Annotated in this window: 14 protein-coding genes and 1 tRNA gene; 11 read left to right on the forward strand and 4 right to left on the reverse strand. The window is 70.9% G+C overall.

From position 1 onward, the window contains the following. The first annotated feature begins 228 nt into the window (after window positions 1–228). The 7 genes from RR3_RS05300 to RR3_RS05325 are packed head-to-tail and all read left to right on the forward strand — an operon-like array spanning window position 229 to window position 6,174. Entirely contained in the window at window positions 229–1,326 is a 1,098-nt protein-coding gene (locus tag RR3_RS05300; RefSeq protein WP_040273911.1) for an acyl-CoA dehydrogenase family protein, read from the forward strand. Window positions 1,327–1,363: 37 nt separating this feature from the next. Then, window positions 1,364–3,022 (forward strand): AMP-binding protein, encoded by a 1,659-nt coding sequence (locus tag RR3_RS05305; RefSeq protein ID WP_064066167.1) that lies wholly within the window; start codon window positions 1,364–1,366, stop codon window positions 3,020–3,022. Between the two features lie 16 nt (window positions 3,023–3,038). Beyond that, window positions 3,039–3,890, forward strand: coding sequence for an acyl-CoA thioesterase (locus tag RR3_RS05310; RefSeq protein WP_040273916.1), 852 nt, complete (start codon window positions 3,039–3,041; stop codon window positions 3,888–3,890). Continuing rightward, complete coding sequence (locus tag RR3_RS05315) at window positions 3,887–4,540, forward strand: HAD family hydrolase (protein WP_040273918.1); 654 nt, start codon at window positions 3,887–3,889, stop codon at window positions 4,538–4,540. The genes RR3_RS05310 and RR3_RS05315 overlap by 4 nt, the downstream gene beginning before the upstream one ends. 28 nt (window positions 4,541–4,568) lie before the next feature. Further along, on the forward strand, window positions 4,569–5,201 hold the full coding sequence (locus RR3_RS24615) for a nucleotidyltransferase family protein (protein ID WP_108754913.1): 633 nt from the start codon (window positions 4,569–4,571) through the stop codon (window positions 5,199–5,201). Beyond that, the gene (locus RR3_RS24620) at window positions 5,198–5,464 is read left to right on the forward strand and encodes a BON domain-containing protein (protein ID WP_029539982.1); all 267 of its coding nucleotides are present in this window, start codon (window positions 5,198–5,200) and stop codon (window positions 5,462–5,464) included. The genes RR3_RS24615 and RR3_RS24620 overlap by 4 nt, the downstream gene beginning before the upstream one ends. After that, complete coding sequence (locus tag RR3_RS05325) at window positions 5,461–6,174, forward strand: metallophosphoesterase family protein (RefSeq protein WP_017682258.1); 714 nt, start codon at window positions 5,461–5,463, stop codon at window positions 6,172–6,174. The genes RR3_RS24620 and RR3_RS05325 overlap by 4 nt, the downstream gene beginning before the upstream one ends. Before the next feature lie 46 nt (window positions 6,175–6,220). Here RR3_RS05325 and RR3_RS05330 read toward each other — a convergent pair whose 3' ends face one another. Both RR3_RS05330 and RR3_RS05335 read right to left on the reverse strand, forming a co-directional pair. Continuing rightward, window positions 6,221–7,237 carry an NADP-dependent oxidoreductase gene (locus tag RR3_RS05330; protein ID WP_017682257.1) on the reverse strand — a complete coding sequence of 339 codons (1,017 nt, stop codon included), beginning with the start codon at window positions 7,235–7,237 and terminating at the stop codon, window positions 6,221–6,223. Between the two features lie 199 nt (window positions 7,238–7,436). Further along, window positions 7,437–8,600 carry an RNA-guided endonuclease InsQ/TnpB family protein gene (locus RR3_RS05335; RefSeq protein ID WP_064066171.1) on the reverse strand — a complete coding sequence of 388 codons (1,164 nt, stop codon included), beginning with the start codon at window positions 8,598–8,600 and terminating at the stop codon, window positions 7,437–7,439. Between the two features lie 116 nt (window positions 8,601–8,716). Here RR3_RS05335 and RR3_RS05340 point away from each other — a divergent pair, with 116 nt between their 5' ends. The 3 genes from RR3_RS05340 (at window position 8,717) to RR3_RS05350 (ending at window position 12,212) form a co-directional block, all read left to right on the forward strand. Beyond that, window positions 8,717–10,441: an AMP-binding protein gene (locus RR3_RS05340; RefSeq protein WP_017682255.1), complete on the forward strand. Its 1,725-nt coding sequence runs from the start codon at window positions 8,717–8,719 to the stop codon at window positions 10,439–10,441. 143 nt (window positions 10,442–10,584) lie between these two features. Further along, window positions 10,585–11,976 (forward strand): lysine N(6)-hydroxylase/L-ornithine N(5)-oxygenase family protein, encoded by a 1,392-nt coding sequence (locus RR3_RS05345; protein WP_017682254.1) that lies wholly within the window; start codon window positions 10,585–10,587, stop codon window positions 11,974–11,976. After that, on the forward strand, window positions 11,973–12,212 hold the full coding sequence (locus tag RR3_RS05350; protein WP_003936798.1) for an MbtH family protein: 240 nt from the start codon (window positions 11,973–11,975) through the stop codon (window positions 12,210–12,212). Before RR3_RS05345 ends, RR3_RS05350 begins: the two co-directional genes overlap by 4 nt. Before the next feature lie 27 nt (window positions 12,213–12,239). On the opposite strand, the gene RR3_RS05355 is transcribed toward RR3_RS05350, so the two are convergent. Further along, complete coding sequence (locus RR3_RS05355; RefSeq protein WP_010593736.1) at window positions 12,240–13,703, reverse strand: threonine/serine exporter family protein; 1,464 nt, start codon at window positions 13,701–13,703, stop codon at window positions 12,240–12,242. Between the two features lie 129 nt (window positions 13,704–13,832). Between RR3_RS05355 and RR3_RS05360 the strand changes: the two genes are divergently transcribed. After that, a tRNA-Thr gene (locus tag RR3_RS05360) sits at window positions 13,833–13,907 on the forward strand. Between the two features lie 86 nt (window positions 13,908–13,993). Here RR3_RS05360 and RR3_RS05365 read toward each other — a convergent pair. Next, a complete protein-coding gene (locus RR3_RS05365; protein ID WP_225222260.1) occupies window positions 13,994–14,227 on the reverse strand; it encodes a hypothetical protein in 234 nt (77 codons plus the stop codon). Window positions 14,228–14,276 lie beyond the last annotated feature (49 nt).

Consider the following 14,276-nt stretch of genomic DNA (forward strand, 5'->3'; position numbering starts at 1 on the left):
CCTCGTTCCACAGGAACCGGCAGCGATGCCACTCGTCGAGCAGGGCGCGTTCGGCGGCGCGGCCCGGCCGCAACCGGTAGTTGTAGCGCACCACCTCGTCCCCCATGTCCGGCACCGTAGCCGCACCCTCCGACACGTTCGCTCGACACCACCCCAGCCCGCCACCGAGGAAGGAGGACGGCGCTTGCGCTCCCTCGTCTACGAGGCAGTATCCGCGCCGAACACCAGATGACCGACCTGCTGTACTCCGACACCGAGGACGCCCTGCGCGACAGCGTCCGTCGCATGCTCGCCGAGCGTTGTCCTGCGTCCGTCGTGGTGACCGCGTACGACGCCGCGCCCGCCGACTTCTCGGGCGTGTGGAAGACCGTGGCCGTCGAACTCGGGCTGGCGGGGCTGCTGGTGCCCGAATCCCTGGGCGGCGCCGGCGCGGGCACCCGCGAGGCCGCGGTCGTCATGGAGGAGATCGGCCGGGCCGTCGCGCCGGTGCCGTACCTGTCGAGCGCGGTGCTCGCCACCGTCGCGTTGCTGCGTGCCGGCGACACCGGGACGGTGCCGGACCTCGCGGCCGGTGCCGTCACCGGCGCCCTCGCGGTCCCGCTGTCGGTGGGGCCGGACGCCGCGATCACCGGGGTGCGTCGCACCGGCGACGGCCTGACCGGCCGGGTCACCAGCGTTGCCGGAGCACACGAGGCCGACGTGCTCGTCGTCCCCGTCGCGGGGCCCGACGGCCTCGAACTGCACACCGTCCGGTCGGATGCGCCCGCCGTCACGGTGACCCCCGTGCTGTCGCTGGACATGACCCGGCCGATCGCCGACGTCGAGTTCGCCGGGGCCGCCTCCACCCGCATCGACGGCGGCGACGCGGCAGCGGCCGTGACCGAGGCGCTGCGGTGCGGGGCGGTGCTGCTCGCCTCCGAGCAGCTCGGGGTGGCCCAGTGGTGCCTCGAGACGACCGTCGCCTACGTCAAGGAGCGCCGCCAGTTCGGTCGCGCCGTCGGCTCGTACCAGGCGATCAAGCACCGGCTCGCCGACCTGTGGCTCGAGGTGGGCGCGGCGCAGTCCGCCGCCCGGTACGCGGCCGACGCGTACGCGCGCGGCGACGGCGACACCGCGATCGCGACCGCCGTCGCCCAGGCGTACTGCAGCGACGTCGCGGTGCACGCCGCCGAGGAGTGCATCCAGTTGCACGGCGGCATCGGGATGACCTGGGAATACCCGGCACACCTCTACCTCAAGCGGGCCAAGGCCGATCAGCTCGCGCTCGGCGTCCCGTCCCGGCACCGCGCCCGGCTGGCCGAGCTCGTCGACCTGCCGGTCGCATGAACCGCTGCAATCACACGAAAGGACGGGTGTCGCGACGATGAGCTGGTACGACGACAGGCCCTGGATGGCGCAGTACGATCCCCGCGTGGCCGAGGTCGGACCCGTCCCGCGACGGACCACCCTCGAGGTGTTCGCGGACGCCGTCGCGACGGCGCCGGACGGGCCGGCGATCACGTATCTCGGTGCGACGCTGACGTATCGGGAGGTCGACGAGCTCACCGACGGGGTGGCGGCGTACCTGCTCGCGCAGGGCTTCCGCTCGGGTGACCGGCTCGCCGTGTACCTGCAGAACGTGCCGCAGTTCGTCCTCGCGCTGTTCGGTGCGTGGAAGGCCGGCGGCGCGGTGGTGCCGCTGAACCCGATGTACAAGGACGAACTCGACCACATCCTCACCGACGCAGGCGTCGTCGCCGTCGTGTGCGGCGAACAGGCGTGGGCGGACCGGGTGGCGGAGCGGGCCGCCGGGGCGGGCGTGACGATCGCGTTGACGGCGAGCGAGCTGGACCTGCAGACCTCGAACGACGAGCGGCTCTTCGCCGGCGTCGAGCGCCGCCGGACCTCGGGTGTCCCCGATCTGCTCGAGGTCGCCCGCGAGTGGGCTGGCCGCCCCGTCCCCGACCCCGGCCTGGTCCCCGACGACATCGCGCTCGTCTCCTACACGTCCGGGACGAGCGGACTGCCCAAGGGTGCCACCAACACCCACGCGAACCTCACCGTCAACTGCGTACTGCTGCGCCTGTACGACGAGATCCCGGCGGGTTCGCCGATCTTCGCGCTCGCACCGCTGTTCCACATCACCGGAATGGTGGTGCAGCTGCTCACGGCGGTGGATCTGGCCGGTCCGCTGGTCCTGGCCTACCGCTTCGACGCCGGGGTGGTGCTCGACGTCCTGAAGCGGGAGCGGCCCGCTTTCATGGTCGGCCCGTCGACCGCGTTCATGGCGCTGCTGGCACATCCGTCGTTCTCGTCGGACGCGTTCGAGTCGCTGCTGACTCTCAATTCCGGTGGCGCGCCACTGCCGCCGGCCATCGTCGAACGCTTCCGCGAGCGGACCGGCCTCTACATCCGCAACGGGTACGGCCTGACGGAGACCAGTGCGCCCTGCGTCGTCGTGCCTTCCGGTCGTGAGGCGCCGGTGGATCCGGACTCGGGCACACTGTCCATCGGTCTGCCGCTGCCCACCGCGACGGTGCGCATCGTCGACGAGGACGGCAAGGACCTCGGACCGGGCGAGGTCGGGGAGATCGCCGTCGAGGGGCCGATGGTCGTCCCCGCCTACTGGAATCTGCCCGAGGCCACCGCCCAGTCCATTCCGGGCGGACGGTTGCTGACCGGTGACGTCGGCTTCATGGACGCACAGGGCTGGGTGTACGTCGTCGACCGCAAGAAGGACATGATCAACGCCTCCGGGTTCAAGGTCTGGCCCCGCGAGGTCGAGGACGTGCTCTACCGGCATCCGGCGGTCCGGGAGGCCGCGGTCGTCGGCGTGCCCGACTCCTACCGCGGCGAGTCGGTCGCCGCGTTCGTGAGCCTGCGCCCGGACCAGCAGGTCGACCCGGACGAACTGGTGACCTGGTGCCGCGAGCGGCTGGCCGCCTACAAGGCACCCCGGTCGGTCGAGATCCTCGACGAGCTGCCCAAGACCACCAGCGGGAAGATCCTGCGCCGCGAGATGCGCAGGGTCGCATCGTCCTGACCCGAGGAGGAGACACGTGCCGAGCATCGACGAGATCCTGCGCCTGCGCGAGATCGCCCCGGCGACGTTCCGCGCCGACCCGGTGCCGACCGAGATGGAGCGCACCTTCGGCGGTCAGGTCGCGGGGCAGGCGCTCGCCGCGGCGGCACGGACCGTGCCGCGGGAGTTCGGCGTGCACTCGGTGCACGGCCACTTCCTGCGCCCCGGCCGCCCGCTCGAGCCCGCCGACTATCACGTGGACGCCGTGCGGGACGGCGGCAGCTTCCGCACCCGCTACGTCACCGCCGTCCAGGACGGCGAGACGGTGTTCACCCTCACCGCCTCGTTCCACCGCGGCGACGACGGGCACACCCACCAGGCGGCCATGCCGCCCACGACCGGACCGGAGGAGGTCACGGAGAACGGGCGCCCGTGGGCCGCGTGGTACGACTTTCCGGAGTGGGACGACTGGGAACGTCGCTGGCTCCCTGCGGACGAGGCCACACCCGACGTGCCGGCGCGCCGACGGCTGTGGATCCGGCACCGCAGGCCGCTGCCCGACGACCCGGTCCTGCACGCCTGTGCCCTGACTTACTGCAGCGACATGGCGCTGCTCGACATCGCCGTCCTGCCGCACCCCGAACGGCCGATCCAGGGGGCGTCCCTCGACCACGCAGTGTGGTTCCTGCGGCCGTTCCGGGTGGACGAATGGCTGCTGTTCGATCAGGTGTCGCCGTCGTCCGACTCGGGACGCGCCCTGATCCAGGGACAGATCTTCGACACGGCCGGACGACTGGTCGCCGTCGTCACGCAGGAGGGCATGGTGCGGTTCCACGTCGAGCGCGGCGCGGCGGTCGGTGCCGGACGCGCCGAAGGGCGGGATCGATGAACCGCGCCGCGCCCGAACGCACTGCCGTCCTGGTCGACTTCGGAGGCGTGCTCACCACGAGCGTGTTCGCGGCGTTCGAGCAGTTCGGCGCGGCACTCGGCGATCCGGGACTGCCGCTGCGGCTGCTCGGCGGCGACCCGGACTCGCGACGGCTGCTCGCCGACCACGAGTCGGGGCGCATCGACGCGGAGGAGTTCGAGCAGGGCTTCGCCGGACGGCTCCGCGCCCACGGAGCAGCCGTGACCGCGGAAGGACTCGCCGCCCGGATGCAGGCCGGGCTGCGGCGCGACGACCGGACGGTGGCCCTCCTCGACGATCTGCGGGCCGCCGGCGTACCGGTGGCGCTGGTGTCCAACGCCTTCGGACGGGACTGCTACGCGGGCTTCGACCTGACCGCACTCGCGGACGAGGTGGTGATCTCCGCCGAGGTCGGCATCCGTAAGCCGTCGCGCCGCATCTACGCCCTCGCGTGCGAGCGCCTGGGGGTCGCCCCCGAACAGGCCGTCATGATCGACGACCTGCAGCAGAACCTCGACGGAGCGGCGCGGATCGGCATCGCCGGCGTGCTGCACACCGACGCCGACCGCACCCGCTCCGAGCTCGCCGGGCGATTCGGCCTCGTGACGGGAGGGGTGCCCGGTCAGGTGTGAGCCCCGTACGCGCGGGTACCCGCCACCCATGACCAACGCACATCCTCACGGCCTCGATGCCGCGCCGTCCGGCGCTGCGGGCTCGTCGGACGAGTCGGTCAAGGAGAGGCAGCTGCTGCAGGTGCTGACGAAGGCGGTGAACACCCTCGGTGAGGCCGGGGTGCGGTTCGCCGTCGGCGGCGGCTGCGCGGTGTACGCGCGTGGCGGCCCGGCGTCCGACCACGACGTGGACCTGTTCGTCCGCCCGCTCGATGTGGACGCCGCGCGGGAGGCGCTCGTCGCCGCCGGCATGCGTCCCGTCGACCCGCCCGAGAACTGGCTGAGCAAGGTCTACGAGGGTGATCACCTTGTGGACCTGATCTTCCGTCCCAACGACCGGGACGTCGACGATTCGATGCTCGCCCGCGCACAGTGGATGCGCATCGGTCCGACCGCGGCGCCGGTGATCAGCGGCACCGACCTGATGAGCGACAAGCTCAACGTGCTCGACGCCCACCGCTGCGACTTCGCGCCGTTGCTGCGTATCGCCCGCGCCCTGCGCGAGCAGGTGGACTGGGGGCAGGTGGCCACCGCGACGGCCGCGTCGCCGTACGCCCGCGCCTTCCTCGGCCTGCTCGCCGATCTGGGCATCATCGAACCCGACCCGGAGGCCCGACGATGAGTCACGAACACCCGGAGCACCCGCAATACGTGGTCGCGCACCTGCACCGCGCCCTGGCCGAGGACCCCCGCACCGCCGAACAGGGCGTGCGTGTCACGATCCGCGGCACCGACGTCTACCTGACCGGCGAGGTCGCCAGCGCCGCGCGTCGTGACGCGCTGACCGTGGTGGTGCAGGAACAGCTGCCTGGCGTCACCGTCCACAACGACGTGCACGTCGTCGACTCGCGCGACCCCGGAACTTCGGTGGAGGAACTGCGATGAGGATTGCCGCCGTCGGAGACGTCCACCTGGCCGAGGACGCCCGCGGTCATCTGCGGCCCGCCCTCGAACACCTGCACGAGCACGCCGACGTGCTGCTGCTCGCCGGTGACCTCACTCGGCACGGCACCGTCGACGAGGCGCGCGTCGTCGCCGACGAGTTCGGCGATCTACCGGTGCCCGTCGTCGGTGTGCTCGGCAACCACGACTATCACAGCGACGCCGAGGACGAGATCACCGAACTGCTCCGCGACCGGGGCATCGTCGTGCTCGAGGGCGAGTCGGTCGTCCTCGACGTGGACGGGGCCCGGCTCGGCGTGGCGGGAACCAAGGGGTTCGGCGGGGGTTTCGCGGGCAAGTGCGCGAGCGCGTTCGGTGAGCCGGAGATGAAACAGTTCGCCGGGCACACCGTGGAACTGGCCGACAGGTTCCGTGGCGCCGTCGCCGAGCTCGACGGTGCCGACGTCCGCGTGGCGCTGCTGCACTATTCGCCGATCAGCGACACCCTGCGCGGCGAGCCCGCCGAGATCTATCCGTTCCTCGGGTCGTATCTGCTGGGCGAGCCGATCGACGAGTTCCACCTCGATCTCGCGGTGCACGGGCACGCACACGCGGGGTGCGAGCGCGGCACGACCCCGGGCGGTGTGCGGGTCCGCAACGTCGCACAGCCGGTCATCCGCACCGCGTACGCGGTGTATCGGTTCGAGAACTGATCGCGCCCGGCCGCGCCGCGGGGCGACCCGGCCGGGCGCGGGGTTCTCAGGAGTCGGCCGTGGTCTTCAGGACGAGTTTGCCGGTGTTGGCACCGTCGAACAGCATGTTGAGTGTGCGTCCGAATGCCTCGACGCCGCCGGTCTCGACCTGTTCACGGGTCACCAGTTCGCCGCGGCGGATCCATTCCGACACGGCAGCCATGCCCTCGGGGAAGCGGTCGAGGTAGTCGAAGACGATGAACCCGGTCATGGATGCCCGGTTCACGAGCAGGGACAGGTAGCGGGACGGGCCCGGCTGCGGGTCGGTCGCGTTGTAGCCGGAGATGGCCCCGCACAACACGACTCGCGCGTGCTTGCGCAGCACGGCCAGCGCCGAGTCGAGCGTCTCCCCGCCGACGTTGTCGAAGTAGATGTCGATCCCGTCCGGTGCGGCGGCGTGCAGCGCCCGGCCCACGGATCCGGCCTTGTAGTCGATGGCGGCGTCGAATCCCAGCTCGTCGGTGAGCCACGCGCACTTCTCGGGTCCGCCGGCGATGCCGATGACGCGGCATCCGCTCAGTTTCGCGATCTGCCCGGCGATGCTGCCGACGGCCCCGGCGGCGCCCGACACGAGCACGGTGTCGCCGGGCTTCATCCGCCCCACGTCGACGAGCCCGAAATATGCCGTCATGCCGGGGAATCCGAGTGCACCCAGCCACACCGGCGGCGGCGCGAGGGACTCGTCGACCGCGACGACGCCGCTGCCGTCGGAGACGGCGTAGTCGCACACGCCGAAGTGCCCGGAGACGAGCTGTCCTTCCTTGTAGCCGTCGTGGCGGGATTCGTGTACCCGCCCGACGGCGTGGGCGCGCATGACCTCACCGATCCCGACCGGCGGGACGTACGACCGGACGTCGTTCAGCCATCCGCGCATGGCGGGGTCGAGGGAGACGTACTCGACGCGGACGGTGAACTCGCCGTCGGCCGGCTGCGGGACCGGGGCGCTGGTGACCTCCCATGTGGAGTCGTCGGGGCGGCCGACCGGTCGTCGTGCCAGTCGGACCTGCCTGTTCACGGACGCCATACGTCTTCCTTTCGGTTGCAGAAAAGCCCTGCTGCGGTGCGGTGATTCGGATGTGCGGCGGTCGTCCCGGTCAGTTGAATTCGACGCCGGATTCAACTATACACGGTGGGTGACCGGGATCACCCCGTCGCCGCCGGATGCCCCGAGAACGGAAGGTCGACTTAACGCCTCTCCTTCCCGAAGGCAGGAGATTCCCGGCTCAGACCGCAACCGCACCACCACCCGGAGGGAGGTGATCCGCTTGACTCACGTCGTCGACACCGATGTGGCCACGCTCCGCCACAGCCAGAATCACTCTGGCAGCGTTCCGGTCCCGGCACGCGGTATACCCGCACGCCCAGCACCGGAAGATACGTTCCCCGAGTCCGAGGCGTTGCTCGGCTCTCGCGAAACACCTCGAACACGTCATGGTCGTGTACGCGGGCCGCACCGACACCACCTTCCGGCCGGCCCGCCTGCCCCGCTCGAGCAACTCCCGTTTCACCGTCGCGATCGCGGCATCGGCGGCCGTGCGCGCCATCGTCGACCTCGACAGGAATTTGGGTCGGAAATCCTCCACCGCGACCAGATGATGCGCCTCGACCACGGCCCTGGCCCAGATCCGGCCGTCGTGCCGGTTCTGTCGGGCCGCTTTCTTCTGCACCTTCGCGGCCCGGGTGCGGGCCCGGCGATAGCCCCTCGAGGGTGGGTGCCCCGTGCCCCGGCGGCGCCGCGCCATCGTCCGCTGCGCTCTCGCCACCTGCGCCGCACACCGTTTCCGGTGCCCGTGCTGCGGCAGATCGAAACGCTCCTCGGTGGCCGTCGCGGTGCGGGCCACGCCCCAGTCGATCCCGACCGCGCTGTTCGGGTCGGCGGCCGGGATCGGCTCGGCGTCGCGGGTCACCACGAACGAGGCGTACCAGTGCCCCAGGCAATCGCGGGTGATGCGCACACTCGACGGCTCGGACGGCAGTGCCCGCGACCACACCACCGGCACACTCACGCCTTTGGGCAGCACCAACCGGCCGTGGCGGATCCGGAAGCCGCGGCGGGTGTACTCGAGCGAGGGCCGGGTCTTCTTCCGCGCCTTGTACCTGGGCCGGCCTCGGCCCTTGACCGTGCACGACGCGTCGAGCGCCTGCGCGTAGGTGCGCAGCATCTGCTGCTGGGCGACCTGGGAGCCGTCCCGCAACCACGACGAGCGTGCCCGGGCGTCGGTCAACTGCTTGGCCAGCTTCCCGAACGTCGGCCTGCGACCGGCCTTGTGTTGGTGCACCGCCTCGTTCCACAGGAATCGGCAGCGATGCCACTCCTGCATCAGGGCATGTTCGGCGGTGGTGCCCGGCCGCAACCGGTAGTTGTAGCGCACCACCTCGACCCCCATGCCCGGCACGCTGACCGACCCCACCGACAGGTGTGCCCGACACCACCACTCCCCCCGAAAGGAGGACGGCGCTTCCTCTCCCTCGTGAACGAGGGAGTATCCGCGCCGCACATCAGATGACACGCGAGCTCAACACGGTCCCCACCGACTCCGACGCCCTCGAGGCTGCACTCGGCGGGATCCGGCGGGTGCAGGAAGCGCACTGGCCGCCGGAGGTGCCGCGGACGGTGGAGTACCCGATCGACGAGCGCGCGCTCGTGGACTACCTGCGGCACTGGGCGCACGTGCGCCCGCATGCCCCCGCGATCGAGTTCTACGGTCGCACGGTCGGTTACGCCGAGTACGACGACCTCTCCGACCGGTTCGCCGGCTGGCTGCTCGCCCGCGGCGCCCGGGCCGGCGACCGGATCGGTGTCCACCTCGGCAACTGTCCGCAGTTCCACGTCGCGATGCTCGGCATCCTCAAGATCGGCGCCGTCCACGTACCCGTGAACCCGATGCTGCGCGAACACGAACTCGCCCACGAGCTCGCCGACGCCGGCGTCACGATCCTGCTCACGCAGCCCGAACTGCTCCCGCTGGTGGAGGTGGTCCGACCGCGCACGCCGGTGCGCCACGTCGCCGTGACCGCCCTCGGCGACATGCTCGCCGGTGCGAGGCCGGGGGAGGTGCCGCCACCCTTCCCGGTCACCGATCCCGCCGCCGGCGACTGGGCGAGCATCCTCGACAGTCCCCGCGCACCCGCCGTCGCGACGGACCCGGACGCGCTCGCCGCGCTGAACTACACCGGCGGCACCACCGGCATGCCGAAGGGCTGCGAGCACACCCAGTGGCACATGGTCTACACCGCGGCTGCGGCCACCGTCGGCGGCGGCCGGCGGGTGGGGGAGACCACCGTGGTGCTCAACTACCTGCCCGTGTTCTGGATCGCCGGTGAGGTTTTCGGCATCCTCAACCCTCTCGTCAACGGCGGCTCCGTGGTGCTGATGACCCGATGGGACGCGGACGCCGCGCTGGCTCTCGTCGAGCGGCACGGCGTCACCAGCACGGTCGGCACCGTCGACAACTATGTCGAACTCATGGACGCGCCCGGCTTCGACGGGAACCGCGCCGCCACGCTCGACAACGCCATGGCGGTGTCGTTCGTGCTGAAGCTCGACCCGGCGATCCGCCGGCGGTGGCGCGACGCGACCGGCCACACCCTGCGGGAGGCGAGCTACGGCATGACCGAGACGAACACCGCGGACACCTTCACCCTCGGCTTCCAGGACGGCGACTTCGACCTCGCGAGCGAGCCGGTGTTCTGTGGCCTGCCCGTGCCGGGCACCGACATCCTGATCGTCGACGAGGCGGGTGCCCCGGTGCCGCTCGGTGAGACCGGGCAGATCGTCGTGCGCAGCCCCTCGGTGACCACCGGGTACTACCGCAACGCCGAGGCTACCGCGGACGCGTTCCAGGGCGACTGGCTGCGCACCGGCGACGTCGGCCGGTTCGACGAGCGCGGTGCGCTGCACTATCTCGCCCGCAACAAGGAGATGATCAAGACCAACGGTATGAGCGTCTTCCCCGCCGAGGTCGAGGCGCTGCTGCGCATGCACCCGGGGGTCGCGACGGTCGCGGTGGTCCCCAGGTCCGATCCGGACAGAGGGCAGGTCGCGTTTGCGTTCGTCCAGCCGGTCCCCGGCGCGACCGTCACGGCCGGCGAACTCACGGCGTGGGCGCGCGAGAACATGGCGGGTTACAAGGTGCCGATCGTCGAACTCGTCGAGGCGATGCCCATGACGGCCACCGGCAAGATCCGCAAAGGCGATCTGTTTGCGCGGGCGGAGGGGAGTCACTAGGGAGCGGGGTTCCGGGCCGGCGGGTGACGCACCCCAACCGGCTGCAATGATTGGTAGGCTAACCAAACCAAGGGTAGCCTGAGCTATCTTCTTGTGCGATCGATCCATCCGCGGCTGCGGCCCCCGAGCACGGAAGAGCGACCATGACCGACCGCTCCTGCAACGACAGCGGTGACTCGCCGTCGCCGGACGGCGAACCACCGGAACTCCTCGACCTCGTCGGGATCGGATTCGGACCCGCCAATCTCGCATTGGCGATCGCCGTCGAAGAGCACAATGCCGAAGCCCCGCACGACCCCGTGCGGGCCCGGTTCTTCGACCGGCAGCCCGCGTTCGCCTGGCATCCCGGAATGCTCCTCGAGGGCTCGACCATGCAGATCGCCTTCCCGAAGGACCTGGTCACCTTCCGCAACCCGACGAGCCCCTACACCTTCTTCGCCTACCTGCACGACCGGGGCCGGCTCGTCGACTTCGTCAACCACCAGACGTTCTTCCCCACCCGGCACGAGTTCCAGGACTACCTGCAGTGGGCGGCCGCCCGCGTCGACGCCGACGTGCGGTACGGCACCGAGGTCGTCGCCGTCGAGGCCGTACGCGACCCGGCGGGCATCGCCGACCGCCTCGCCGTCCACGCCGCCGACGGCACCGTCGTACACGCCCGCAACATCGTCGTCGGCGTGGGGTTGCGGCCCCGCATCCCCCCGTGGGCCACCGAGACCGTGCGGTGCTTCCACAATCACCGGTTCCTGTTCCATCTGGCCGAGATGCCGGCGCCGGTGCACCAGCGGTTCGTCGTCGTCGGTGCCGGCCAGAGCGCTGCCGAGGTGGTGCAGTACCTGCACAGCCACTACCCGCAGGCCGAGGTGCACAACGTGTTCGCCCGCTTCGGCTACAGCCCCGCCGACGACAGCCCGTACGCCAACCGCATCTTCGATCCGGCCACGGTCGACGAACTGCACGCCGCACCCGCTGCGGAGCGGGAGCGACTGCTGGCCCTGCACCGCAGCACCAACTACTCCGTCGTCGACCCCGACCTCATCGCCGCGCTGTACGCGGCCGAGTACCGCGAGCGCGTCGGCGGCCGGCGGCGGCTGTTCATGCGGCGCGCCTCCGAGGTCGCCGCGGTCACCGAGACTGCCACCGGAATCGAGGTGGACGTGCGCAGCACGCTCGACGGACTCACCGACACCCTGACGTGCGACGCCGTGGTCCTCGCCACCGGATTCGACGCTGCCCCGCTGCCACCGCTGCTCGGCGCTCTCGCTCCCGCCTCGTCGCCGCTGCGTACGGTCGACCGGGACTACCGCCTGCCCACCGCGGGCGACGTCCGTGCGGGGATCTATCTTCAGGGCGGCACCGAGAAGACCCACGGGCTGACGGCCTCGCTGCTGTCGAACGTGGCGATCCGGTCCGGGGAGATCCTCGGATCCGTCCTCGAGCAGCGCGACGGAAAACTACCAGCGGGTCATGACCGGGCCCCGGAGCTTGCTAGGGTACGGGAGCAGCACACCTATGCGACAAGTGAGGCGAGATGAGCACGAATCCTTTTGACGACGAAGACGGCCGCTTCTACGTCCTCATGAACGACGAGGAGCAGTACTCGCTGTGGCCGACTTTCTCCGAGGTGCCGCAGGGGTGGCGCGTGGTGTTCGGGGAGGAGTCGCGTGCAGCGTGCGTCGAGTACGTGGAGAAGAACTGGACCGACATGCGGCCGAAGAGCCTGCGTGACGCCATGGAAGCCGACGAGAAGGCCCGCAACGCCGGCGCCTGACCGTCCGAGGTAACGCGTAGACGAGAGTCACGCCGCGGGTGCGCCACCCGCGGGGTGGCTCTCGTGGCGTTTCGCCCCCCGGTACGGACGGACCAGCCGGACGCGCCGCAACTGCGGCCGGCGCAGCGACCCCGCCCGCAGCACGCTGCGCGGATGCCGGACCGTGCGGGCCAGCCACTCGCCGAGCGTCACCCCCGCCGCCAGCGCGCACCCGATGCCGAACGCCGAGAACAGCGCGGTCAGTCCGAGCAGCAGTTCGTTGCCGATCACCGCATACAGGCCCCGGTACAACGACAGGCCCGGCAGCAACGGGGTGATACCGGCGACCGCCACCACCAACGGTGGGGTCAGCGCCCGTCGCGCCATCAGGCCGCCGGCGAAACCGACCACCGTCGCGGCCGTCGCCGACGAGATGATCGGACCCACCGCGAACTCCATCGACATCAGGAACACGAGGCTGCCCACCGCACCGCCGAGCGCGGCGGCCGTCAGCGCCCGCCGTTCGGCGTAGCACGCCAGCGCATAGAACAGTGCCGACGCCGCACCGGCGAGTACCTTCACCGGCAGGGCGGTCGCCGTGGGTAGCGCATCGTTGCTGATCACCGGCAGCTCCGCGCCCAGCGCCTCCATCACCTTCAGCGCCGTCGCCACGCCGGCGATGATCCCGCCCGTCATCATCACCAGTTCGAAGAACCGCGCCGACGCGGTGATCGGCGCTCCGGTGATCGCGTCCTGCACCGAGCCGACCAGCGACAAGCCCGAGAGCAGTACCGTCACGCCGGCCGCGATGATCAGCCCCGGCGGGGCGTCGACACCCAACGGTTCGCGCAGGTTGAACAACAGGATCGCGGGCGTCGCGGCGATGATGCCGCCGACGACGTGCTGGAAGAAGAACGGCAGACCCATGCCGTTGAGGATGCGGTTCGTCCGGTCGATGACCGCCGTCGACGCGAACGCCATCGCCGCCACGAGCGCGCCACCACCGAGCAGCACCGAGATCGACGCGGCCATCGCCGCCCACGCGAACGTCGCCACCCAGCGGTGATACGGGTGCGGCGCCGTCGTGATCGCCAGCAGATCCTCACGGGCCTGCGCCGGGGAGATCGCCTCCCGCCGGATGCGCCGGGTCAACCGGTCCACCGCGGCGAGCCGCGTGAAGTCCATCGACCGGTACTGCACGACGCGCATCGTGCTCGCCGGCGGCATCGTCGGCCCGCGGTACGCCGAGAGCACGATCGAGTTGTAGGTCACGTCGACGTCGCACTGCGCCAGGCCGTACGTCGCGGCGACGAAACGCACCTGCTCGGAGGTGTCGATCGCGCCGGTGCCCGCGGCCAGCAGCACCTCGCCGACGCGGACGGCGACGTCGAGTGCCTCGGCGACCGTCGCGTCGTCCGTCAGGTCGATCGGCTGCAGCGGCGCCGGCGCCTCGGTGATGGTGTCCAGGGTCGCCCGGCGGTCGAGGACAAGCTTTCCGAAGGCGGCTGCCATCGTTCCCACCGCTGTGCGCTCCCAACTCTGTCGTCGTCGATTGCGGCCGTCGCGGCCACCAATCCACCGTAACGAACCGGGGGGTGGCATGCCGGGCCCGGTGTCTCGGTATGATTGGCGCGCTCGACTGCCTCCTTAGCTCAGTGGTAGAGCACTCGCCTTGTAAGCGAGCGGTCGTCAGTTCAATCCTGACAGGGGGCTCCACCAGCGGCGCGGGGGCATCCGCGCGGTTCTCGGTCGGACGCGACAACAATTGCATTCGCGTCCGGCTGCCCGGATCGCGGATGCGCTCAGGTCTCGCTGTCCGGGTGGATCGGTGAGGCGCGCAACCCGGTCTCGTCGCTCTCGTTCGCGGCGACCTCGAACACCTGCAACGGCGTGTTCGGGGGAGGGGCGTCCTCGGTTCGATCGGGCGCTGCTGCCGCGGAGACGGCGGGCGACGACTCGATCCGGCGGCGGATCTCCGCGAGCAGGGCGTCGGTCGGCACCCGGGTCAGGTCGGGTCCGGCACCGGATTCCGGCATCTCCGTCACGGTGATCACCCCCGGAGCTCGTGACAACGTGTCGACCGAT

This window comes from Rhodococcus ruber NBRC 15591 (assembly GCF_001894945.1).
In the GTDB taxonomy this organism is placed as follows: domain Bacteria; phylum Actinomycetota; class Actinomycetes; order Mycobacteriales; family Mycobacteriaceae; genus Rhodococcus; species Rhodococcus ruber.